The sequence below is a fragment of the Candidatus Nanopelagicus limnes genome (assembly GCF_002287885.2).
Taxonomy (GTDB): Bacteria; Actinomycetota; Actinomycetes; order Nanopelagicales; family Nanopelagicaceae; genus Nanopelagicus; species Nanopelagicus limnae.
In genome coordinates this window covers 1,029,206-1,052,990 of sequence record NZ_CP016768.2, presented here as the reverse complement: position 1 = coordinate 1,052,990, position 23,785 = coordinate 1,029,206, and the positions used below count along the sequence as shown (strand labels likewise).

Annotated in this window: 22 protein-coding genes; 12 read left to right on the top strand and 10 right to left on the bottom strand. The window is 40.9% G+C overall.

Annotated elements, in window-relative coordinates; genetic code table 11:
• The first annotated feature begins 9 nt into the window (after positions 1-9).
• On the top strand, positions 10-1,224 hold the full coding sequence (locus B1s21122_RS05350) for an NADP-dependent isocitrate dehydrogenase (RefSeq protein ID WP_095680277.1): 1,215 nt from the start codon (positions 10-12) through the stop codon (positions 1,222-1,224).
• A 55-nt stretch (positions 1,225-1,279) separates the two neighbouring features.
• Here the strand turns inward: B1s21122_RS05350 and B1s21122_RS05345 are convergent, their stop codons facing one another.
• A complete protein-coding gene (locus B1s21122_RS05345; RefSeq protein WP_095680278.1) occupies positions 1,280-2,362 on the bottom strand; it encodes an ABC transporter ATP-binding protein in 1,083 nt (360 codons plus the stop codon).
• Positions 2,363-2,532: 170 nt separating this feature from the next.
• Here B1s21122_RS05345 and B1s21122_RS05340 point away from each other — a divergent pair, with 170 nt between their 5' ends.
• From B1s21122_RS05340 to B1s21122_RS05295, 10 genes are all read left to right on the top strand, one after another.
• Complete coding sequence (locus B1s21122_RS05340; protein WP_095680279.1) at positions 2,533-3,825, top strand: hemolysin family protein; 1,293 nt, start codon at positions 2,533-2,535, stop codon at positions 3,823-3,825.
• Complete coding sequence (trpS, locus tag B1s21122_RS05335) at positions 3,822-4,826, top strand: tryptophan--tRNA ligase (RefSeq protein ID WP_095680280.1); 1,005 nt, start codon at positions 3,822-3,824, stop codon at positions 4,824-4,826. Before B1s21122_RS05340 ends, trpS begins: the two co-directional genes overlap by 4 nt.
• Positions 4,819-5,826, top strand: a complete 1,008-nt coding sequence (locus tag B1s21122_RS05330) for a BMP family lipoprotein (protein WP_095680281.1) — start codon at positions 4,819-4,821, stop codon at positions 5,824-5,826. Before trpS ends, B1s21122_RS05330 begins: the two co-directional genes overlap by 8 nt.
• A 166-nt stretch (positions 5,827-5,992) precedes the next feature.
• Positions 5,993-7,027, top strand: coding sequence for a BMP family lipoprotein (locus B1s21122_RS05325; RefSeq protein WP_095680282.1), 1,035 nt, complete (start codon positions 5,993-5,995; stop codon positions 7,025-7,027).
• A gap of 79 nt (positions 7,028-7,106) precedes the next feature.
• A complete protein-coding gene (locus tag B1s21122_RS05320; RefSeq protein ID WP_095680283.1) occupies positions 7,107-8,600 on the top strand; it encodes an ABC transporter ATP-binding protein in 1,494 nt (497 codons plus the stop codon).
• Positions 8,601-8,614: 14 nt separating this feature from the next.
• The gene (locus B1s21122_RS05315; protein ID WP_095680284.1) at positions 8,615-9,772 is read left to right on the top strand and encodes an ABC transporter permease; all 1,158 of its coding nucleotides are present in this window, start codon (positions 8,615-8,617) and stop codon (positions 9,770-9,772) included.
• Positions 9,772-11,028, top strand: a complete 1,257-nt coding sequence (locus tag B1s21122_RS05310; RefSeq protein WP_095680285.1) for an ABC transporter permease — start codon at positions 9,772-9,774, stop codon at positions 11,026-11,028. The genes B1s21122_RS05315 and B1s21122_RS05310 overlap by 1 nt, the downstream gene beginning before the upstream one ends.
• 25 nt (positions 11,029-11,053) lie before the next feature.
• Positions 11,054-11,440 (top strand): cytidine deaminase, encoded by a 387-nt coding sequence (locus B1s21122_RS05305; RefSeq protein WP_095680286.1) that lies wholly within the window; start codon positions 11,054-11,056, stop codon positions 11,438-11,440.
• Positions 11,437-12,732, top strand: coding sequence for a thymidine phosphorylase (locus B1s21122_RS05300; protein WP_095680287.1), 1,296 nt, complete (start codon positions 11,437-11,439; stop codon positions 12,730-12,732). The genes B1s21122_RS05305 and B1s21122_RS05300 overlap by 4 nt, the downstream gene beginning before the upstream one ends.
• Positions 12,733-13,827 (top strand): adenosine deaminase, encoded by a 1,095-nt coding sequence (locus B1s21122_RS05295; RefSeq protein ID WP_095680288.1) that lies wholly within the window; start codon positions 12,733-12,735, stop codon positions 13,825-13,827.
• Here the strand turns inward: B1s21122_RS05295 and B1s21122_RS05290 are convergent, their stop codons facing one another.
• Genes B1s21122_RS05290 through B1s21122_RS05265 form a run of 6 tightly spaced genes read right to left on the bottom strand, consistent with a single transcriptional unit; the run spans position 13,828 to position 20,102 of the window.
• Positions 13,828-14,670 (bottom strand): aldehyde dehydrogenase family protein, encoded by an 843-nt coding sequence (locus B1s21122_RS05290; RefSeq protein WP_095680289.1) that lies wholly within the window; start codon positions 14,668-14,670, stop codon positions 13,828-13,830. It lies immediately after the preceding gene.
• Positions 14,667-16,121, bottom strand: a complete 1,455-nt coding sequence (locus B1s21122_RS05285) for an aldehyde dehydrogenase family protein (RefSeq protein WP_095680290.1) — start codon at positions 16,119-16,121, stop codon at positions 14,667-14,669. Before B1s21122_RS05285 ends, B1s21122_RS05290 begins: the two co-directional genes overlap by 4 nt.
• Before the next feature lie 7 nt (positions 16,122-16,128).
• A complete protein-coding gene (gene deoC, locus B1s21122_RS05280; protein ID WP_095680291.1) occupies positions 16,129-17,064 on the bottom strand; it encodes a deoxyribose-phosphate aldolase in 936 nt (311 codons plus the stop codon).
• Positions 17,061-18,674 (bottom strand): phospho-sugar mutase, encoded by a 1,614-nt coding sequence (locus tag B1s21122_RS05275; protein WP_095680292.1) that lies wholly within the window; start codon positions 18,672-18,674, stop codon positions 17,061-17,063. The genes deoC and B1s21122_RS05275 overlap by 4 nt, the downstream gene beginning before the upstream one ends.
• Positions 18,671-19,480, bottom strand: a complete 810-nt coding sequence (locus B1s21122_RS05270; protein WP_095680293.1) for a purine-nucleoside phosphorylase — start codon at positions 19,478-19,480, stop codon at positions 18,671-18,673. Before B1s21122_RS05270 ends, B1s21122_RS05275 begins: the two co-directional genes overlap by 4 nt.
• Before the next feature lie 22 nt (positions 19,481-19,502).
• Positions 19,503-20,102, bottom strand: coding sequence for a Maf family protein (locus B1s21122_RS05265; protein WP_095680294.1), 600 nt, complete (start codon positions 20,100-20,102; stop codon positions 19,503-19,505).
• Between the two features lie 20 nt (positions 20,103-20,122).
• Between B1s21122_RS05265 and B1s21122_RS05260 the strand changes: the two genes are divergently transcribed.
• Positions 20,123-20,944 (top strand): 5-(carboxyamino)imidazole ribonucleotide synthase, encoded by an 822-nt coding sequence (locus tag B1s21122_RS05260; protein WP_095680295.1) that lies wholly within the window; start codon positions 20,123-20,125, stop codon positions 20,942-20,944.
• On the opposite strand, the gene B1s21122_RS05255 is transcribed toward B1s21122_RS05260, so the two are convergent.
• From B1s21122_RS05255 to B1s21122_RS05245, 3 genes are read right to left on the bottom strand one after another with little or no spacing between them, the layout of a single operon-like run.
• Complete coding sequence (locus tag B1s21122_RS05255; protein ID WP_095680296.1) at positions 20,945-21,337, bottom strand: CoA-binding protein; 393 nt, start codon at positions 21,335-21,337, stop codon at positions 20,945-20,947.
• A complete protein-coding gene (locus B1s21122_RS05250) occupies positions 21,330-22,646 on the bottom strand; it encodes a UDP-glucose dehydrogenase family protein (RefSeq protein ID WP_095680297.1) in 1,317 nt (438 codons plus the stop codon). The genes B1s21122_RS05255 and B1s21122_RS05250 overlap by 8 nt, the downstream gene beginning before the upstream one ends.
• A 28-nt stretch (positions 22,647-22,674) precedes the next feature.
• Positions 22,675-23,775 (bottom strand): LCP family protein, encoded by a 1,101-nt coding sequence (locus B1s21122_RS05245; RefSeq protein ID WP_095680298.1) that lies wholly within the window; start codon positions 23,773-23,775, stop codon positions 22,675-22,677.
• Positions 23,776-23,785 lie beyond the last annotated feature (10 nt).

The window sequence follows — 23,785 nt, the reverse complement described above, 5'->3', positions numbered from 1 at the left end:
AGATAAATTATGAATAAGATAAAAGTAGAGGGCACAGTAGTTGAATTAGATGGCGATGAAATGACCAGAATTATCTGGCAGTTCATCAAAGACTCTTTGATCTTGCCTTATCTGGATATAAATCTTGAGTATTACGACCTAGGCATTGAATATCGGGATAAGACAGATGATCAGGTAACTATTGATTCAGCTCACGCCATTCAAAAACATGGCGTTGGCGTTAAGTGCGCAACTATCACACCGGATGAGGCGCGAGTTGAAGAGTTTAAGTTGAAGAAAATGTGGAAATCCCCAAATGGAACAATCCGCAATATTTTAGGTGGCGTAATTTTCCGCGAACCAATCATCATTAAGAATGTTCCGCGCTTAATTCCGCACTGGACAAAGCCAATTGTGATTGGCCGTCATGCGTTTGGTGATCAATACCGTGCCACAGATTTTAAAGTTCCAGGTGCAGGAAAGCTAACTGTTACTTTCACACCAACTGATGGTTCAAAGCCGATGGAGTTTAATGTTTTTGATTTTCCTTCATCTGGTGTAGCAATGGCTATGTATAACTTGGATGATTCAATTAGAGATTTTGCAAGAGCATCATTTAACTACGGCCTAATCCGTAAGTACCCAGTATTCCTTTCGACTAAAAATACAATTCTTAAGGCATACGATGGCCGATTTAAAGATATCTTTGCTGAAGTTTTTGAAAAAGAGTTTAAGGCAGAGTTTGCCAAGAATAATCTTGAGTACGACCATCGTTTAATTGATGACATGGTTGCCACCTCACTTCGCTGGGAGGGTGGATATATCTGGGCGTGTAAGAATTATGACGGTGATGTTCAGTCCGACACTGTTGCACAAGGTTATGGATCACTCGGATTAATGACTTCAGTTCTAATGACTCCAGATGGCAAAACAGTTGAAGCAGAAGCAGCCCATGGAACAGTTACCCGCCACTTCCGCGATCATCAAGTGGGTAAAGCAACCTCTACAAATCCAATTGCATCTATCTTTGCTTGGACGCAAGGCTTAGCTCACCGCGCCAAACTAGATAACACTCCTAAGGTCGCAGAGTTTGCTAAAACTTTAGAGCGAGTGTGTATCCAAACAGTTGAAAGCGGCAAGATGACAAAGGATTTAGCACTACTAATTAGCAAAGATGCGCCATGGCTTAATACCCAAGAGTTTTTGGCTGCTATTGATGATAATTTGAAGAAAGCAATGGCTTAAAGCTTTAATAAAAAAAGCCCCACTCTGATTGAGTGGGGCTTTTTAATTTTCTTAGTTAATTAAGTCGCTTGCCACTTGTTGCATCAAATAGATGAACAACATCAGGATTAACTCCCACGGTAACGGTTTGACCAGGCTTTGGTGGGTTCTTTGGATCCCAACGAATAATTACCTGACCTAACTCCTCACTGGTGTTAGCGAATTTAAGTGATTTATCAACTGGCTTGCCATAAACAAACGCGTCAGCGCCCAGCTCTTCAACTACCTCAACTGCTACTTCAAATCCAGTACTTGCTGGCACAAAGCCCTCTGGCCTAATACCAACTGTTACTGATGAGCCACCAGCAGATGGAATTGCGATGCCTAAACTACCAAGCATTGCCTTGCCACCAGATACAGGTGCAGTTAGCAGGTTCATGGCAGGTGAGCCAATAAATCCAGCAACAAATACATTTTGTGGTCTTTCATAAAGATTTCTTGGAGTATCAACCTGTTGCAATAAGCCATCCTTTAATACTGCAACTCGATCACCCATGGTCATCGCCTCTACCTGATCATGAGTTACATAAACAGTGGTGATTCCTAATCTGCGTTGCAGCGCTGCAATTTGGGTACGGGTAGCAACGCGAAGTTTTGCATCTAGGTTTGATAATGGTTCATCCATTAAGAAGACCTGTGGCTCGCGCACAATCGCTCTGCCCATTGCAACTCGCTGGCGTTGTCCACCGGAAAGTGCCTTAGGTTTGCGGTCTAAGTAATCTTCTAAATCTAATAATTTTGCAGCTTCTAAAACTCTGCGATCGCGTTCCTCTTTTGCAACGCCAGCAATCTTTAATGCAAATCCCATATTTTCAGCAACTGACATATGTGGGTATAGCGCGTATGACTGAAATACCATTGCAATATCGCGGTCTTTAGGTGCAACATTTGTTACATCCTTATCGCCAATACGAATTGATCCAGTATCAATCTCTTCTAATCCAGCTAACATTCGAAGTGAGGTTGATTTACCGCAACCAGATGGTCCAACTAATACTAAGAACTCACCATCATTAACAGTTAGATCTAATTTATCTACCGCAGGTTTTGTAGTGCCGGGATAAATTCGTGATGCTTGGGAAAATACAACTGATGCCATGATTTTATTACTCCTTCTCCGGGCAGGTACGTGCCCGACGATCCGTTGGATGAAGGTCTCACGGTTGTGAGAGTTGGCAAAGGCTACGACAGATTGGCTAAAAAGAGGAAGGGGCGCAGTTTTTGCGCTCACAGGGCGGGCTATGTGCGCAGTTAGATACCATTGGAGATATGGCTGAAGGTGCGCTACCAAGTATTGCAATCGTTTTAGGCCTAATTGCGGTGGGCGGAATCTTTGTGGCCGCTGAGATCGCACTTATCTCCCTACGTGATTCCCAGGTCAAACAGATATCAACTAAGGGTAAACGTGGGGCTCGGGTAGCAAAGCTAGCTAGTAATCCAAACCGTTTCTTAGCCGCAGTGCAGGTTGGCATCACCTTATGTGGATTCTTATCAGCAGCGCTAGGCGCTGAACAACTTGGCGTATTTGTTATTCCAAGATTAGAGGAGTTGGGCTTATCTGCTGGTAGCAGTGAGATAGTTTCAATTGTGGCAATCACATTAGTGATTGTTTACATCTCATTAGTCTTTGGTGAGTTAGTGCCCAAGCGATTGGCACTTTATAAGAGTGAGAGTATTGCGCTCGCAACCGCTGCCATCGTTGATCGCGTTGCCATATTTTTTCGACCAGTTATTTGGTTACTTTCGCATTCAACTGATTTGATTGTAAAGATTTTTGGTATTACCTCAAAGAGTGAGCGTAATCAGATTTCTGATGTTGAATTAATGGATTTAGTTAGCGGTCATGCAGATTTAACGAAAGAAGAGCGAGATATTGTTGAAGAGGTGTTTAATACCAGCGATCGTTTAATTCACGAAGTGATGGTGCCAAGAACTGAAGTTGATTTCTTAGATGCATCCTTAAGTATTTCACAAGCCAGAAAGATTGCTGTTGAACTTGCTCACTCCAGATACCCAGTAGTTAGAGGCAGCAGCGATGAGGTAATCGGATTTTTACACGTTCGAGATTTGCTGAATCCGAAATTAGATGATGCCCAGATAACCATTATGGAAATTGTCAGAAATGTAATCTTCTTGCCTGGCACTAAAGGTGTTTTGCCAGCTTTGACTGAGATGCGAAGCAAACGCCAGCACATTGCAATCGTGCTTGATGAGTACGGCGGCACTGATGGAATCATCACTTTAGAAAATTTAGTTGAATGTTTAATCGGTGAGATCCATGATGAGTATGACGGCCATGAAGCACAGCCAGAACTCGAGCAACGCACAGGGGATATAGAGATTGATGGGTTAATCTCACTTGAAGATTTACATGATCTAGCCGGCATTTCCTTGCCAGATGGACCATATGAAACTGTCAGTGGTTTTGTGATGCATTATTTAGGAAGAATTGCGCAGGTAAATGATGTGGTTCGAATCAATGGTGCACGCTTTACAATTATCAGCATGAGTGGCAAGCGGGTAGGTCAATTATTACTTGCCAGAGATGATGTGAAATCTTGAGCAAAAAACGGGTGCTTTCTGGCATTCAGCCAACTCATGACTCATTTCATCTAGGAAATTACTTAGGCGCAATCAAGCAATGGGTTGATCTACAAAAAGAACATGATGCTTTTTATTGTGTAGTTGATCTTCACGCACTCACAGTTGAAACTGATCCAAAATTATTAGAAAAGCGAACACTACTTTCAGCTGCGCAATTAATTGCTATTGGCGTGGATCCAAAGCTGTGTACATTATTTATTCAATCTCACGTACCTGCTCACAACCAATTAGCTTGGGTACTGGAGTGCATTACTGGATTCGGCGAAGCTGGCCGAATGACACAATTTAAAGATAAGTCTCAAAAAGGTGGGGCTGATCGAACTAATGTTGGATTATTTACCTACCCAATTTTACAAGCAGCCGACATTTTACTTTACCAAGCAGATTTTGTGCCAGTAGGTGAAGATCAAAGACAGCACATTGAATTAACTAGAGATCTAGGCCAACGATTTAATACCAAATACAAAGAGGTATTTAACATTCCACAGGCACAGATAATTAAATCCTTAGCCAAGATAAATGATTTACAAGATCCAAATTCGAAGATGAGTAAATCAGCTGCCTCTATGGCCGGGGTAATTGAGTTATTAGATTCACCAGAGGCCACGATTAAGAAGTTTAAGTCCAGTGTTACAGATGCTGGCAAAGAGATTAAATATGATGAAAAAGAAAAGCCTGGAATCTCTAACCTATTAACTATCCACTCAGCTTTCTCTGGAAAATCTGTTAAGGAGATTGAAAATGAGTTTGCTGGCAAAGGTTATGGTGATTTCAAATTACAGGTTGCCGAAGTTGTGGTTGAAGCATTAAACCCAATCCGAGTTAAAACGCAGGAGTTGATGGATGATCAGGGCGAGCTAATTAAGATTTTGAAATCTGGCGCAGAAAAAGCTAACCAAGTTGCTGGCAAGACATTATCTGATGTTTACACCGCACTAGGTCTGATTAATAATGGCTAAGCGTTTTACGTTTTTTGCTCTAGTTCTTTCTTTATTAACCACGCTCACACTGCCAAACTCAATCGCTGCTGAACCAAAGAAAATCGCTATTGCCTATGATGTTGGCGGCCGAGGAGATAATGGCCTAAATGATCTTGCCGCGCTGGGATTAGAGCGGGCGATAAAAAAACTTAACATCTCAAGACTAGATGTGCGGGAGCAAATAACTGATGGCAACCTTGGGGATCGAATCACCCGAGTTAGGTTCCTAGCCAAGAATAAATACCAATTAATTATTTGTGTTGGTTCAGGATATGCCGATACGGTGCGGCGAATTTCAAATGAGTACCCAAATACTCAATTTGCAATAATCGATGATGAATCTGTTGCGATGACAAATGTTTCCAATCTGTCATTTGCTACCTCTGAAGCTATTTATTTAGCGGCTGCTGCGATGGCGGTGAAGAGCAAGAGTGGAAAAATTGGTTTTATTGCACCTAAGGCCGATCCAATCTCAATGAAATATGCCGCTGTTTTTGCAAAAGGTGCGGCGGCGGGAAATTCAAAAATTAAAGTTTTCAGTAAGTTAGCTGATTCAAATATTGAAGCTGAGGTTGCTGGCCTAGTTAATTCAGGAGTAGATCAGCTTTTTTCAACTTGGTCGAAGTCAGATGAAGTAATATCCACCGTTGCTAGATTTAATAGCGCTGCGACACCAATTCTTATTTCTGGCATACTGCCTGATCAATACTTTTTGAATTTTTCAGCAGGAAAAAAGAATCAATATGTCGCAGTTTCAAAACGTTATGATCTAGCGGTAGAACAGATCATCACTGCTGAGTTATCGGATAAAAATATTTTGAATATTCTAGATTCTAAAAAAGGTATCTATGGAAATCGCTACAATTTGAAGGATGGTGGGCTTTCAGTGAAGATTGTTGCTGGATCAGCCTTCTCAGCAAAAATCCAAGGAATATTGGCTAATTTAAAGGCCGGTCGGGTCAAAAATCTAGGTAACTGATAGAAATCTGTAAAAAACTTTAAACTCTCCATTTAGAGTTTAAGGAAATCTAAAGAAATCGTAATCAACCTAACTTGGGCGCCTGACTTAAAGCCTGATTCCTCACCGATAAGGTCAGCACACAACTAACCCCATCATTTTTGGGTCTAAGTCCTAGGGAGGGATTTTGAAAAAAGTAAATAAAGTCGTTGTGGCTATTGCAGCTGCATCGCTAATTTCATCAGTAGCAATTTCACCAGCTGCTAATGCTGCAACCAAGCAAAAGGTCTGTGTAGCACTAGATACCGCTGGAATTAATGACAAGTCTTTCAACCAAACTTCATATGAAGGTGCAAAGCTTGCTCAAAAAGCTGGCTACACATCATCAATTGAATACTTACCAGCAAAATCAAATGCTGACTATGCACCAAATATTAAAAAGTTTTTAGATAAGAAGTGCACCCTAATCATCGGTGTTGGATATTTACTTGGTGATGCATTTGCAGCGGCTGCACCTGCTAATCCTTCAGTTAACTTCGCGCTAGTTGATGGATGGTCTTCAGGAAAAAACCAAAAGGGAATTACCTACAAGACTGACGAAAACTCATTCCTAGTTGGCTACTTAGCTGCTGGCATGAGCAAGACTGGCAAGGTTGCAACTTATGGTGGAATTCAGATTCCAACCGTAACAATCTTCATGGAAGGTTATGCAAAGGGAGTCCAGTACTACAACGAGGTGAAGAACAAGAAGGTTGAAGTACTTGGTTGGAACACAAAGACTAAGACTGGAACTTTCCTTGGTAGCTTTGATGACACAACCAAAGCACTACAAACCTCAATCTCATTTGAGCAACAGGGTGCAGATGTAATTTTCCCAGTTGCCGGTGGAATGCAAGCAACAACTGCTGCAAATAGCGTAAAGACAAAGAAATCAAACGTTATTTGGGTAGATGCAAAGGTTATGGATACAGGCAAGCAATACGCGAGTGTTACTCCAGTTTCAGCTCTTAAGGGCTTAGCTGAAGGTGTATTGGCTGTAACTAAAGAAGCATATGAAGGCAAATTCACAAGCAAAGAGTATGTAGGCTCACTTTCAAACAAGGGTGTTAGCTATGCAATTACTCCAGCTTGGGCAAAGAAGATTCCTGCCTCACTGCAAAATGAAGTAAAAGATCTAGCTGCAAACATTGCTGCTGGATATATTGATGTAAACAATGCGTAATCGACTATAAATTTTAGTCGAGCACTATTGCTGGGTGAGTTAGATTTCTAACTCACCCAGTTACATTAAGGAGTAGTTGATGCCCTTAGAGTTAAGGGGAGTATCCAAAAGTTTTGGCAATTTAATTGCAAATGACCAAATAAATTTAAAAGTCGGTAAAGGTGAAATTCACGCCATTCTTGGCGAAAACGGTGCCGGCAAATCAACTTTAATGAATATTGTTTATGGTCTGTTGCAGCCAGATTCTGGCGAGATTCTTGTTGATGATCAGACGGTAAAAATCTATGAACCATCAGATGCAATTAAGCATGGTATCGGTATGGTGCACCAGCATTTCATGTTAATTCCAGTGTTTACGGTGGCAGAAAATATTGCGCTCGGACGCGAAAAATCTAAGTTTGGCATTATGAGTTTGGCTGAGATTAAAACAAAAATTAAGAAGTTATCTGATGAGTTTAAATTTGATATTGACCCAGACGCTATTATTGAAGATTTACCTGTTGGTGTGCAGCAGCGAGTTGAAATAGTTAAAGCGCTTATGTATGACGCCAAGGTTTTGATCTTAGATGAACCAACAGCAGTCCTAACTCCCCAGGAAACTGATGAGTTGCTAAATGTTATGAAGGTCTTAAAATCTAAGGGGACTTCAATTATTTTCATTACCCATAAACTTAGAGAAGTTAAAGAAGTAGCCGACAAGATAACAATTATTAGGTTGGGCAAGGTGGTAGGAACTCAACTACCAACCGCTTCACAAGAGGAGTTAGCTAATCTGATGGTGGGACGCCAAGTTGATTTAGCGCCTAATAAAGTGGCCTTTAACCCTGGTATTAATGTTCTAGAGATCAACAACTTAAATATATTTAATGATGCTGGCCGTAAAGTTATAAACAATCTTTCTTTAAATATTCGCGCTGGAGAAATTGTTGCTATTGCTGGTGTTCAAGGCAATGGACAATCTGAATTAGCTAGGGCGCTACTTAACCTTGAGAAACATTCATCCGGCTCCATAAAATTAGATGGACAAGAGATTCAAGGTTTTACGGTTAGGGATTCATTGCGGGCTGGAATTGCCTACATTCCAGAATCTCGAGAACTGGATGGATTAATCTCCACCTTTTCAATCACAGAAAACTTGATTTTAGATGTTCACGATTTAGAACCTGTTGCAAGCAGAGGACAATTAAATAGAGCCTATATTCAAAATAATGCCACAACATTAGTAAAAGAATTTGATGTTAGAACACAAAGCATTGAGGATAATTCCTCTTCACTGTCTGGTGGAAATAAGCAGAAGGTAGTACTTGCGCGAGAGCTTTCACGCGAAGTTAAATTAGTTGTTGCAGCACAACCAACCAGAGGACTAGATGTTGGTTCTATTGAATTTGTCTATGAGAAATTACTTGCTGAGCGAGCTAATAAAAAAGCTATATTGCTGATTAGTAGTGAGTTAGATGAAGTAATGGAGTTGGCTGACCGAATTGCGGTAATTTATAAAGGTGAAATTGTCGGAGTAGTAGATTCTGATGTATCTAGAGAAAAACTAGGCTTAATGATGGCAGGCATCAAGTGATTACTAGATTCCTTATGGCGTTTAGAAAGAATGCATTATTACCATTTCTATCCTTTGTTTTTGCATTCTTTATTGGTGGAATAATTATTGTTCTCTCAGATCCTGTGATTATGGGACAACTAAGTTCACCAGGAAAATTCTTAACATCAGCAGGATCAAGAATTGGCAACTCTTATTTAGCAATATTCCAAGGTTCTATTTACGATGTTAATCTGGCAAGGGAATCTGGAGTTTTCCGTGGGTTCTATCCACTCTCAGAAACAATTGTTACTGCAGTTCCACTTTTATTTGCAGGATTGGCTGTGGCTCTAGCATTTAGATCTGGCCTGTTTAACATCGGAGCTCAGGGTCAGTTTATTTTTGGAGCGATTGGTGCTTCTTATGTTGGATTTGCTTATGAATTGCCACCGCTAATTCATGTTCCACTTGTTTTAATAGTTGGAATAGTTCTCGGTGGTTTATTTGGCGGGTTTGTAGGTTTGCTTAAAGCAAAAACAGGAGCGCACGAAGTAATTGTAACTATTATGCTCAATTACATTGCTTCCTTGTTTGTTCTTTGGTTGCTGAAAACTCAGGCATTTTTGCGGGCAGAACGGCAAGACCCGATCGCACCTGAAGTAAATAGCAGCGCTCAGTTACCGAAAATATTTGGTGGCGATTTAAGATTACATTTTGGAATATTTATAGCGCTGGCAACCACTTTGTTTGTTTGGTGGTTATTAACGAGAAGCACTATCGGCTTTAAATTTAGGGCAGTCGGAGCAAACTCAAATGCAGCTAGGACTGCAGGAATTTCAGTTCCATTCGTAACAACTGCAACGATGTTTATTAGTGGCGGTTTAGCTGGATTAGGTGGGGCAGTACATCTAATTGGTACTGAGTACTCTTTAACTGCGGGAATTGCTGGCAGCATCGGTTTTGATGCGATCACGGTAGCTCTACTTGGGCAAGCAACTCCACTTGGAACCTTGCTGGGAGCATTACTCTTTGGCGCACTTCAAACTGGCAGCAGAACTTTGCTTTCCAATACTGGTACGCCATCAGAAATTGTTCAAGTTATTCAAGCCTTAATAGTCTTATTCATCGCAACTCCGATGCTGCTAAAGCGAGTCTTCAGATTGAAAAATAGCGTTGAATCAAAGACTTTAACTGCTAAAGGTTGGAACGGCTAATGGCAGAGTTGAATTTAGTACAAAAACGTAAGCAAAAGAGTGTTTATACGATGTTGGGCTTGTTTGGTGTTTTCACGACTATTTTCTATCTGACATCTAAGAAAACTGAACCAATTACTTTTGGATTTATTCTTGGCGATGAATTTAAGTTGTTAAGTGAGTGGAGTATTAGTTCAAGAGTTGGCTCTGGAATATTTATGATCTTGGCACTGTTTGGAGTTGGGCTTTCTTACTTAGGCTTTAAGTCAGATAAATCCTTATCCTTTGGTAGTTTTGTATTTGGCTTAGGCAGCATCATGTCATTCCTATGTTGGGCAGCAGCTGGAAAATTCATCCCATTTACTGGGTTACTTCAAGCAGCACTTTTGCTAGCTGTTCCACTGATTTTTGGTTCTATGTCTGGATTACTTTGCGAAAAGTCTGGTGTTATAAATATTGCCATTGAAGGCCAATTACTATTTGCAGCCTTCATCTCTGCGATAGTTGCAAGCCTTACACAGAATTTACTTTGGGGATTAATCTCAGCGCCAATTGCTGGTGCTTTGGTATCACTGATCTTGGCTTACTTTGCAATTAACTTTAAAGTAGACCAAGTTATAGTTGGTTTTGTTATAAATGTTTTGGTTTTAGGGCTAACTAATTTCTTTTATTCAACCCTGCTTGTGCCTTATGACAGCACTTGGAATGCTGCAGGAAGTTTTTCAGCGATACCTATTCCTATTTTGTCTAGGATCCCAATAATTGGTCCTGTTTTGTTTAATCAAACGATAATTGTCTACATAATGTATGCAATCGTTATTTTGATTCAAGTAGCTTTGCATAAATCTCGTTGGGGCCTTCGCACTCGAGCTGTTGGTGAACTTCCTATTGCGGCTGATTCAGTTGGAATTGATGTTAATAAATTAAGATTTAGAAATGTAATGCTTGCTGGATTGGTGGCGGGTATAGGTGGCGCAGTATTTACAATCGGCGCCGTTGGAATTTTCTCTCAGTCGATGACTGCTGGTGCAGGATTCATCGCCCTTGCTTGCTTAGTTTTTGGTAAATGGACGCCACGAGGGGCACTTGTAGCTGCACTATTTTTTGGTTTTGCTAACAGTCTACAAAGTAATCTTTCAATCTCCGGCGTAGCCCTACCATCAGAACTAATGTTGATGGTTCCTTACGTTGCCACAATCATTGCGGTTTCTGGCTTGGTAGGACGTGTTCGAGCGCCTGCAGCAGATGGAATCCCATACTCTCGCGGTAATAAATAGTTTAATTTCGTAGGAGAATTAGCCCATGGATATTAACTGGGAGCAACTGCATTTAGCCGCTAAAGATGTTATGCAAAAAGCTTATGCTCCCTATTCAAATTTTAAAGTTGGCGTAGCTGGCTTAGTTTCAGATGGGCGAATAGTTGTTGGTTGTAACAGTGAGAATGCAAGTTATGGCGTTGGCCTTTGCGCAGAGTGTGGACTTATCTCTTCATTAACTGCTACAGGTGGTGGCAGATTAATCGCAGTGGTTTGTGTTGATGGTAAAGGTGAGTATCTATCTCCATGTGGTCGTTGTCGCCAGTTATTGTTTGAACATGGCGGTAATGAAATGTTGTTTATGACACCTGATGGCCCTAAGCCACTGTCATATCTATTGCCTTGGGGGTTTGGTCCAGAGGACCTTAAATGAGTGAAAAATTCGCTGCTGTTGAAATCATTTCAGCAAAGCGCGATAAACATGAATTAAGTAATGAACAAATCGACTGGACTATCGATGCTTACACTCGAGGTGTTATAGCAGACGAGCAAATGTCAGCATTACTGATGGCAATTTTGCTTAACGGAATGAATAATCGAGAAATTTCTAAATGGACCGAAGCCATGATCGCAAGTGGTGAAAAAATGAATTGGTCAATGCTTGATCGCCCAACAGTTGATAAGCATTCAACTGGTGGTGTTGGCGACAAAATTACTTTGCCACTCGCACCTTTAGTAGCAGCATGCGGTGCTGCGGTGCCACAACTATCAGGCCGAGGGCTAGGTCATACCGGAGGAACTCTAGATAAGTTGGAATCTATTAAAGGCTGGAAAGCAAATCTTTCCAATGCGGAGATGTTAAAAGTAATTCAAGAATGTGGCGCAGTTATTTGCGCAGCAGGTGCCGGGTTAGCACCAGCTGATAAAAAACTTTATGCCCTGCGTGATGTGACAGGAACCGTGCAAGCAATTCCATTAATTGCATCCTCAATTATGAGTAAGAAAATTGCCGAAGGAACAAGTGCTTTAGTGCTAGATGTTAAGACTGGTTCTGGTGCCTTTATGAGCGATCCAAAGGATGCAGCATTACTCGCTAGAACAATGGTTGATTTAGGAAAAAATGCAGGTGTAAAAACCCGAGCACTTGTTACTGCCATGGATGTGCCACTTGGCTTAACTGCTGGAAATGCTCTTGAAATCAGGGAGACACTAGAGGTGTTAGCTGGTGGTGGACCTAGTGATGTCATCGAATTAACTCTTTTGTTGGCAAATGAGATGCTGGATGCGGTTGGCATAAAACCTAAAGTTTCACCAGAGGAAGCATTAAAAAACGGCATGGCAATGGATGTTTGGCGAAAAATGATTACAGCGCAAGGCGGAGATAATGATGCGCCATTGCCAGTTGCGAAAGAGAAAATGGAAATTAAGGCAACTGCATCTGGAAAGCTTTTAAATTTAGATGCAATGAAAGTTGGCGTTGCAGCATGGCGATTAGGAGCAGGTAGACAAAAACAAGGTGAAGTTTTACAACTTGGATCTGGAATTGAAATTCATGCCAAACCAGGGGATCTAGTTACAAAGGATCAAGCGATTTTAACTCTACACACAGATGAAGTAGCAAGATTTGAACGCGCAATAGATGCGTTAGTTGGTGGATTTTCAATTGGTGGTAAAGATGATGAAGTTAAGCGATTACCATTAGTTGTTGAAAGAATTGAGGGGTAAGTGTCTTTAGATAAAACACCTACAAGTGATCAGATTAAACGCGTTCCAAAAGCGTTATTACATGATCATTTAGATGGTGGTTTGCGCCCTGAAACTATTATTGAGATTGCTCAACAAATTGGTTACAAGAAGTTACCAACTGATGACCCGATAAAGCTTGCAGATTGGTTTGAAGAATCCTGTAATTCACACTCATTGGTGCGCTATCTTGAAACTTTCTCACACACAATTGCAGTTATGCAGAGCAAAGAAGCGATCATTCGAGTTTCAAGAGAGTGCGCAATTGATCTAGCAAGAGATGGTGTGGTTTATGCGGAGGTGCGAGGTGCACCTGAGTTATTCACTGAACAAGGTTTAACTCTTGATCAGGTTGTTGAGGCAACTCTTGAAGGTTACAAACAAGGAATGGCAGAGGCAGCAAGTGAAGGTAACAAAATAAGAGTTGAATCATTACTTTGCGGCATGCGACAAAATAATCGATCCCAAGAACCAGCTGCAGCAGTTGTTAAGTATCGAAATAAAGGAGTTGTTGGATTTGATATTGCAGGACCAGAAGATGGCTTTCCACCATCAAACCAGTTAGAAACTTTTGAGTATCTGCGTAAAGAGAATGCTCACTTCACAATTCATGCTGGTGAAGCTTATGGATTGCCATCCATCTGGGAGGCTATTCAAATCTGTGGCGCAGAACGTCTTGGGCATGGCGTAAGAATTATTGATGACATTGACTTTAGCGGGGATAAACCAAAGCTTGGCCCACTTGCATCATATGTCAGAGATCGCAGAATTCCACTTGAGCTTTGCCCAACCTCAAATCTTCAAACAGGTGCCGCTAAAACTTACTCTGAGCATCCAATTGGCATGCTGGCAAAATTACGTTTTCGCGTAACTCTAAATACCGATAATCGATTAATGAGCAGGACTTCAATGAGTAATGAAATGTCAGAATGTGTTAAATCGTTTGGCTGGAAATTTACCGATTTACAACGAGTAACTGTAAATGCACTTAAGAGTTCATTTATCCCTTTTGAGGAAAGACTAGAAATTATAGAAAAGGTAGTTAAACCTGCTTACGCAGTGATATCAGCTGAGTAGTTAAATACCGATCGGGTGCCAAATAGTTTTATGCTCCATGAAGCTTAAAATCCTCTCTGGATGATTAGCTGGTGCAAATCTAGAAATACGTTTTAAGTTATCTGCGCCTACTAGCTTAATTTCATCCTCCTGCTTCTTATTTAATCCAGCCACATCTACGCCATCGATTTCCATATGAGAGCCAATCCAAGGCAAAAGCTCAGAAGTTTTACCAGTGAGAATATTTACAACTCCACCTGGCACATCACTTGTTGCGATTACTTCACCTAAAGTTATTGCTGGTAGGGGATATGACTCGCTGGCAATTAATATAGCTGAATTTCCAGCAGCAAGTACTGGAGCTAACGTGCGTACTGCGCCAAGTAATGAAGGTTTGCCTTCGGCAAATAATGCAATAACTCCCAAAGCTTCTGGAGTTGTAAAGTTATAAAACGGACCAGAAACTTGATTTTGTGACCCAGAAATAGAAGATAACTTGTCACACCAACCGGAGTACCAAACCCAAGTATCAATCGCTTCTGCTACTTGAAGTTTTGCCGCCTTTGTTGTTACACCTTCAAGTGCGCAGATCTCTTCAACAAATTGTTCACTTCTGCCTTGCATAATCTCTGCAATTCGATAAAGAATTTGCCCGCGATTAAAGGCGGTTGCATTTGCCCAACCAGATTGGGCAGATTTAGCGGCAACGACTGCATCTCTTAAATCTTTTCTAGATGCCAGAACAGGATTAGCTAAGAATTTTTTATTGGCACCTTTAACTTCATAGACTCGACCAGATTCACTACGTGGGAAAGCACCACCAATGAATAACTTATAAGTTTTGTTTATATCTAGTGAGCTCATTTATTCACCTTCGAATCAGATGTTAAATAACCTGCTAAACCGTGGCGTCCACCTTCACGACCCCAACCTGACTCTTTGTATCCGCCAAATGGGCTTGCAGGATCAAATTTATTAAATGTGTTACTCCAGATCACGCCAGCCTTTAATTGCTTAGCAGCCCATAAAACTTTTGCACCCTTATCGCTCCAGATTCCTGCAGATAATCCATACATAGTGTTGTTGGCTTTCTCGATTGCCTCAGCTGGTGTTCTGAATGTGAGAACTGATAAAACTGGACCAAATATTTCTTCCCTAGCAATTCGATGTGATTGCGTAACACCTGTGAAAATAGTTGGTGGGTACCAGAATCCTTTTGTTGGAAGTTTTACATCCGGTGACCATCTATTGGCTCCCTCAGCATCACCAGTTTTAGATATCTCTTCAATCTTATTTAACTGCTCTTTTGAGTTGATTGCTCCCAAGTCTGTGTTCTTATCCATCGGATCACCTACTCGAATCAGGCTCATTCTTTTTTTAAGTTTTTCTAATACTTCATCAGCAACATTTTCTTGAATAATTAAACGTGAACCTGCGCAGCAAACATGGCCCTGATTAAAGAAAATACCATTAATAATTCCCTCAACTGCCTCATCAATTGCAGCATCTTCAAATACTAAATTGGCAGCTTTGCCACCAAGCTCTAGTGTGGCAGTTTTTTTAGTTGCCGATATTGATCTAGCTATTGCTTTACCAACCTCTGTCGAACCAGTAAATGCAACCTTGTTCACATCTGGATGATTAACTAGGGCAGCTCCAGTAATTCCATCACCGGTAACAATATTTACTACTCCATCTGGAAGTCCTGCTTGCTGACAAACTTGTGCAAATAAAAGTGCAGTAAGTGGAGTTGTTTCAGCTGGTTTTAATACAACTGTATTTCCAGCAGCAAGTGCTGGCGCAATTTTCCAAGCAAGCATTAATAATGGGAAGTTCCAAGGAATTATTTGCCCAACCACACCAAGTGGTTTTGGCTTACTTCCAAAACCGGCATATTCTAATTTGTCTGCCCAGCCAGCATGATAGAAAAAATGTGCAGCAGCAAGTGGAATATCTGTGTCACGAGATTCTCTTATCGGCTTGCCGTTATCTAAAGTTTCCACAACTGCGAACTCGCGAGCCCGTTCCTGCATAATTCGAGCAATTCGGTATAGATATTTACCACGCTCTTTTGCCGGCATTTTTGACCATATCTTTGTGTATGCAGCTCTAGCACTTCTTACGGCTGCATCGATATCAGATTTATCGCCGTAACCAACCTTTGATAACAACTCTTCAGTGGCTGGATTTATAGTGTTAAAACTTTTTCCTTTTTTAGGATCTACAAACTTACCGCCAATAAACAGGCCATAGCTTGGTGAAATATTTGCAATTGCCTTTGACTCAGGCGCGTTTGCGTACTCAAAATCGCTCATAACGCTCCTAATCTACAGTTACGTAGTTGGCACTAGCGTAGTGCCCAGTACGTAGCTTCATTCGCTGCATGAGTAAATCATTAAGTAAGGCGCTAGCCCCAATTCTAAACAAATCTGGGGTTAGCCACTCTTCCCCAGCAGTTTCCTTTACAAGCACAAGCTGTTTGATTGCATCCTTAGTTGTGCGAATTCCACCAGCAGGTTTAACGCCAATTTTTTCACCGGTTAAGGTGAAGTAATCACGGACTGCCTCAAGCATTACCAAAACAACTGGAGCAGTAGCTGCTGGTGCGACTTTTCCAGTACTGGTTTTAATGAAATCTGCGCCAGCCAACATCGCAAGGTATGAAGCTTTTCTAACGTTGTCATATGTAACTAATTCACCTGTTTCTAGAATAACTTTGAGGTGAGCTTTTTTCTCACAAATTTCTTTAATGACTCTAATCTCTTCAAAGACATCAGAAATTCTGCCCGATAGAAAAGCGCCACGGTCAATGACCATATCGATTTCATTTGCACCAGCATCTATTGCATCTTGTGTATCAATCTTCTTAACAGCAAGAGATGCTCTGCCAGATGGAAATGCGGTTGCAACTGCTGCAACCGGCAGAGATTTACCGCCGATTCGATCTAATTCAGTGCGAGCAATTTTTACCATATCGTTGTAAACGCAAATTGCGCCCACGGATGGAACAGTTAAATCAGATGGATCTGGCCTGACAGCTTTGGCGCAAAGAGTTTTAACTTTCCCAGGAGTATCTGCTCCTTCAAGAGTTGTTAGATCAACCATGCTTATTGCCATATCTATGGCCCAGGCTTTACTACTAGTTTTAATACTTCGAGTAGCTAGCATTGCTGCTCTTGCTTCTGCTCCCACTTGATCTACGGGAGGTAGATCGGAGAGAAACTTTCGAAGTGATTTTTCACTTCCATCAATAATCATGTGAGTACTTTAGTCAATGCCTGCTTTATTTGCGAGATTAGAGATTCGGCCTCATTTTTACTTGTAGCCACCACCTCTATGTAGCATTTAAGTTTAGGTTCAGTTCCACTTGGCCTAATAATTACTCGAATCCCATTTGCATACTTCAATCTAATACCAGGGGTTGGCATTAACTTTGATTGACTTAAGTTCTCTTTAGATACCAATGTATGACCAGATAGAACTGTAGGTGGTTGATCAATTACTTTGCTGAGCAATAGATCTATTTGCTTAAGATCGCTAAATCTAAGTGAAATCTGATCAGTTGAATGAAAGCCATACTCTTGGCCGATTTTTTCCAGATATTCATTTATGGTGAACCCTTTTTCTTTTAACTCAGAAACCATCTCAACAATTACGACAGCAGCACTAATTCCATCTTTATCATTCACATTTGCTGCATCAACGCAGTAACCAAGCGCTTCTTCATATCCAAATAAAAGGTTCTCAACTTTAGAAATCCATTTAAATCCCGTCAAAGTTTCTTTGAACTCCAAGTGATGCTTGTTTGCTATTTTCCCAAGCAGTGATGATGAGACTAATGAATTCGCAATTCGAGCATTCTTTGTTGAACTTTTACTAATTAAATAGTGGCCAAGTAATGTGCCAACTTCGTCCCCTCGTAACATCCGCCAACCAAGTGCTGAATCATTAATTGCAACTGCGCAACGATCAGCATCTGGGTCATTTGCAATAACTAAATCTGCATTATGTTCCTTGGCATAGGCAAGTGCCATGTCGATAGCTCCGGCTTCCTCCGGGTTAGGAAAGGCTGTAGTGGGAAAATCTGGATCAGGTTTGACTTGTTCTTTCACAACTATTGGTGCCTTAAATCCAGATTTTTCAAAAACCTTTATAAATGTTTCGGCCCCGACTCCATGCAGTGGCGTGTAGATAACCTTTAAGTTATTTGATTTAGTCGCCAACTTTGATACTTCTACTATGTATTGATCAATTACAGATTCATTAACAATTTCATATTGGTCGGCTCTAGCAGGTTGTTTTTCAGCCACTTCAATTAGATTTGATATTTGCGTATCAATTGGGGAGATTATCTGAGAGCCATGGTAATTAATACCATCAAATACTCCACCCAAATAAACCTTATAGCCATTGTCATTTGCTGGGTTATGACTTGCCGTAACCATAATTCCAACGTCAGCTTTTATTTTATTGACTACATATGCGAGAACTGGAGTTGGAAGTTCTCTTGGTAATACATAAGTTTTTATACCGCCACCAGCAAATATCTCTGCGCTGTCTTTTGCAAATTGCTCTGATCCATGCCGAGCATCGCGGCCAATTACTACTGAACTCAAATTATTTTTTTTCATAAATGCAAGAATTCCAGTCGCTGTTCTACTTACAACGGCACGATTCATGCAGGAAGGACCAGGGCCCATTGGGCCACGTAAACCAGCTGTGCCAAATTGTAAGAACCCAGCAAAACATTTTTCTAACTCTGTTTTATTTTCCTCTTTAAGCCACTGTGTTAATTGGTTAGCTGTCTTTGCATCTGGATCATTATCAATCCAATCTAAAACTTCATTTTTTAGCTGATCTGAGATCACAACTTAGGCAAAACCTTCGCTAGTAGATTTCCCATCCGATCAGCAGCAGCTTTACCAGCGGCTATGACTTCAGCATGATTTAGTTTTTCACCAGTTACTCCAGCGGCAGCATTTGTCACCAAAGAAATAGCAAGAATTTCTGCGCCGAGTGCGTGTGCAGCAATTGCTTCTGGAACAGTAGACATTCCAACCAAATCCGCTCCCATACTTCTCATCATCTTAATTTCAGCAGGTGTTTCATAGGATGGTCCACGCCAATGAACATAGACACCTTCAGCTAAAGATGGATCTTCCTCTTTAACAATCTGTCTTAATCTCTTGCTGTATAAATCTGTAAGGTCAACAAAATCTGCACCAATTAATGGTGAAGCAGCTGTCAGTGAGATGTGGTCTCTGATTAATACTGGCTGTCCAACTTTGTAATCTGTATTAATTCCTCCGCAAGCATTAGTTAACACAATGTTTTTACACCCTGCTTTAACCGCAGTTCTAACCGCATGCGCTACTGGCTCCATGCCTAAACCTTCGTAAAAATGGGTACGACCTAAGAAAACTAAAGCATTTGAACCATTTGATAATTTATAAGAACGCAATTTTCCGCCATGGCCTGCAACTGTTGGCGCAGGAAAGCCAGGTAATTCTGTTACAGCAAATTCATGAGTGGGTGTGCCAAGTGCGTCAGCGGCTGAAATCCAACCTGATCCCATAACGAGTGCAACATCATGCTTGGCTTTTCCAGTTATCTTTGCAATCGCTTTGGCAGCTTTTTCAGCTGTGCCAATAGGGTCTTTATACAACTTCTTCATAAGCCAAACTTATCCTAAATACTTACTTATTTTTTAAGTCAGGCCAGCTATACCCTAATGAGATAACCATTTTTCTTAATAAAGGTAGCGATAAGCCAATAATTCCACTTGGGTCACCCTCAATATTTGTAATAAATGGAGCACTTAAGCCATCCAATGTGAAGCCACCTGCAACATTTAATGGTTCACCTGAATCTACATAATCACTAATCTCAGCATCAGTCATTTGAGCAAATTGAACTTTAGAGGTTGATCTTTCACTTAACTCTATGCCATTTTTTAAATCGATCACGCAATGCCCGGTGTGAAGATATCCAGATTTACCACTTAATTGCTTGCATCTAGAAATTGCATTTTCTTTGCTCCCTGGTTTGCCAAGTGATTTTCCTTCAAACTCAAATGTTGAATCACATCCAATAATTAAAGAATCGGCAGGAGCTAGCTCTTTAACGGTGTGTGCTTTTAGAATCGCTAAAGCTATAACTAGTTCTGAGGGAGTAAGTGAATCAAGTTCAGAGGCCTCTTCGTTAACCCCACTAACTAAAACCTTAGGAGAGATCCCAGCGCTTTCTAAAAGGCGAAGCCGAGATGGTGATGCTGAGGCAAGAATTATCTGAACCATTATGCAGGTAACCTTATTACATGAAGCCGCCATTTATTGGACTTATTGCGCAAGAGCAGAGTCAGAATGCCTACCAAGTGCAAGCAGTGAAATTGGGCATTGGGATTAAAACTTTGAGCAAGGAAATGTCAGGTTCTGATTTAATTGAATTCGCTAAAGAGTGCGATTTACTTTATGTCGATCCGGCAATCATCTCAACTTCAGCAATTAAAACTGCAGAAAAATCTGGAATTCGAATTTATCCTACATCCAAAACAATTGAAGAGTTAGCCAAGATAACCTCCCATTCAGGTGAGGGTGAGCGGTTGTCGGTGTTAGTGGCTAGATCAGCACATGCACAAGCTGCTAGCTGGCCAATTACCTTGTTATCAAATGAATTATGCATTACCCCTCTTCCTGGAATTAGTGATGAGATAGCGCAGGAGATACAAATTTCAGTTTTAAAACTTGCTGCAGAGGTGGGTTTAGTTGGTGGATTTGAATTGATAGTTGACGCAGTCGAATACAAAAAATTAATTGGAATCAACTGGATGACACCTACTACGAATTACTGGACTCAAATTGGCTCTGTAACTAATTTTTATGAACAAAACTTGCGCGCAGTTCTTGATTTACCTTTAGGCAGCACTGAATTGCTTTCAAAATATGTAGTTACAGGAGCATTGGAAACTGATCAAAACAGCGATGACTACCGGCCATATTTGCATTTAATGGCGAGAAATCCAAGGCTTAAGTTTGATCAATCGATCAAACAGGTAGCAGTTGCTGGTGATGATCTTGAGGAGTTACTTACAGAGATAATTCATGCACAGCAGTATTACAGTGGAAAAATTGTTGAATAACTAAGGTCGTTTTCTATATTCGATAGCAGGGCATCGATTCATAACTGCGATCAGACCAGCATTTTCTGCTCTTTCAACAGCACTCTGATCAATTACATCAAGTTGCAGCCAAACTCCCTTTGCATTTATTGCGATTGCACTATCTACAACTTCACCTGCTAAGTCAGAGTTAACGAATATATCTACAACATCAATTGGAAAAGGAACATCTGATAACTTCTCATATCCTTTTTGACCATGAACAGTTTCTGCCTTTGGATGAACAGGAATTACTTGGTGCCCTTTTTCAATTAACAGCTTTGCAACTCCGAAAGCGGCACGTTCAGAATTATTGCTTAAACCAACAACAGCCCAAGTTTTTAAGGCTAATAATTTATCTATTGAATCATTCATTATTGCTGCGGCCGAGTGCTCTAAATTTCCAGCCAGCAGATTGCCACAGATGACGATCTAATGCATTCCTACCATCAATAACAATTGGATTTTTAACAATTGATTTAACTTTGACTGGGTCAATCTCTTGATAAATCTTCCACTCTGTCAGGTGTAGGACAATTTCTGCATCTTTAAGTGTGGCATTCACATCATCTGCAAAATTCAGGGCAGGAAAGCGCTTTTGAGCATTAGCAATAGCTTTAGGGTCATGGACGGTAACAACTGCTCCGGCTGCTTGAATCTGTGCTGCGATATCTAGTGCTGGGGAGTCGCGAACATCATCACTATCAGGCTTAAATGCCGCACCAAGAATTGCAACCTTCTTACCTTGCAGGTCATCTGATAAATCTTTACGAACTAATTCAATAACTCGTTGACGGGCACGTAAATTGATTGCATCAATTTCTTTCAGGAACTCAACTGCTTGGCTGGCGCCAAGTTCTTCAGCTCTTGCCATAAAGGCACGAATATCTTTTGGTAGACAGCCGCCACCAAAGCCAATTCCAGCTTGTAAGAATCGACTTCCAATTCTTGGGTCATAGCCAATAGCTTTTGCAAGCACCGTGACATCACCTCCAGCAGCTTCACAGATTTCAGCCATAGCGTTAATAAAGGAAATCTTTGTTGCTAAGAAAGAATTAGCAGCAACCTTTACTAATTCTGCAGTTGGTAGATCAGCTCTAACCCATGGAGTTTTATCCTTTAGATTAGTTGCATAAACTTCCTTTAAGATCTGCTCCGCACTGTCATTTACAACACCAACAACCAATCGATTCGGTCTTAAGGTGTCTTCAACGGCAAATCCTTCGCGCAAGAATTCAGGATTCCAAGCAAGATCTGCCTTCGGATTTAGCTCTAATAATCTGTTTCTTAACTTTGTTGCAGTACCAACTGGAACTGTTGATTTACCAACTACTAAGCCGCCAGGCTTTACAAGCTTTGCAATCGCCTCTAACGCTGAATTTACATAGGTTAAATCAGCGGCATTACCATTTTTAATCTGAGGTGTTCCTACGCAAATGAAATGAACATCGGCGTCTGCCAGATCTGCAACATTATTTGTAAATGTTAAACGACCTGATTTAATCTGCTCAGATAGCAATTCTTCTAAGCCAGGTTCATAAAATGGAACTTTACCTTTGCTTAACAATTCTATTTTGCTAGCTTCAGTGTCAAAACCGATAACATCAAAGCCCAAGCTGGCCATGCAGGCAGCATGCGTTGCACCTAAATACCCAGTGCCAATTACTGAAAGCTTTAACGCCATGTATAGAGCCTATCTAAGAGGTTGATTATTAACGGCAGATATTATCGTCAGCTGTTCGGGTTTTAAATTTATCCACTATTTCAACCTTGGCGGCTTTTGTCGATGATGGTGATGGCGAGGCAGTTACTTCATCAACTACTGCTCGATCCTCGCGCAAGCGATCCCATAATTCTGGTGCTAGAACTGGATCCCACAACACCGAGGCTGTTACGCCATTTGAATAGTAATTCAGATCAGAAAGTGGAACTGTCAACGTTCTAACATTTGATGTTGCAAGTGATTTCATCTGCTTAGCAAGGGTTATCAAATCTGAGTTTTTTAAGCCTTCATCAGTTGTTACGGCAGCAAGGGATGAATTTATGAAACTTGTCATCGTAATTGGGTTAAGTAAAACACCTGCACTAGTGGCCTTTTTTAATACCGAAGACATAAATGCTTGCTGGCGTTGCATTCTGCCAATATCACCCATGCCATCAAACTCTCGTGTTCGGACATATTTAAGAGCTTCAATTCCATTAAGCGTGTGAACTCCGGCGGGTAAAACTAAGTGGCTCTTTGGATCATCAATATCTTTTTTGGTACAAACTTCAATACCACCTAGAGAATCAATGACACTGGCAAATCCTGCGAAGTTTACTTCAACATAATGATCAATTTTAAGTTGGGTCATCTCCTCTATTGTTTGAATTAATAAAGGTGCTCCACCCCAATTAAATGCTGAATTTATTTTAGAGTGCACTGCTGGAATTGTTTTGCCAGCTTTATTAAGGTGTGCTGGAATTAAAGCAAAAGTATCACGAGGGATAGAGACTAATACCGCTTTATCTCTTGCCTTTGAGATATGTACCAAAAGCATGGTGTCAGATCTTTTACCTGCGGCAGTAGCAACTGAACCAACTCGTAATTCTTTTAATTCTGCCTTAGTTAATCCCTCTCGAGTATCAGAGCCAACCAGTAGATAATTAATAGCTGAAGATTTCTTATCAGGCCGCTTATCAATACCTGCAAATGCATCAATCTTGGTAATTGAAGCAGAGACTGTGCCAAATGCCAGTGCGCTAATTGCCGATATTGCTAGAGTGGCTATCGAAATACCAGTAAAGATCCTGACGCTTCGAGCAGATTTCATCTTCTTATCC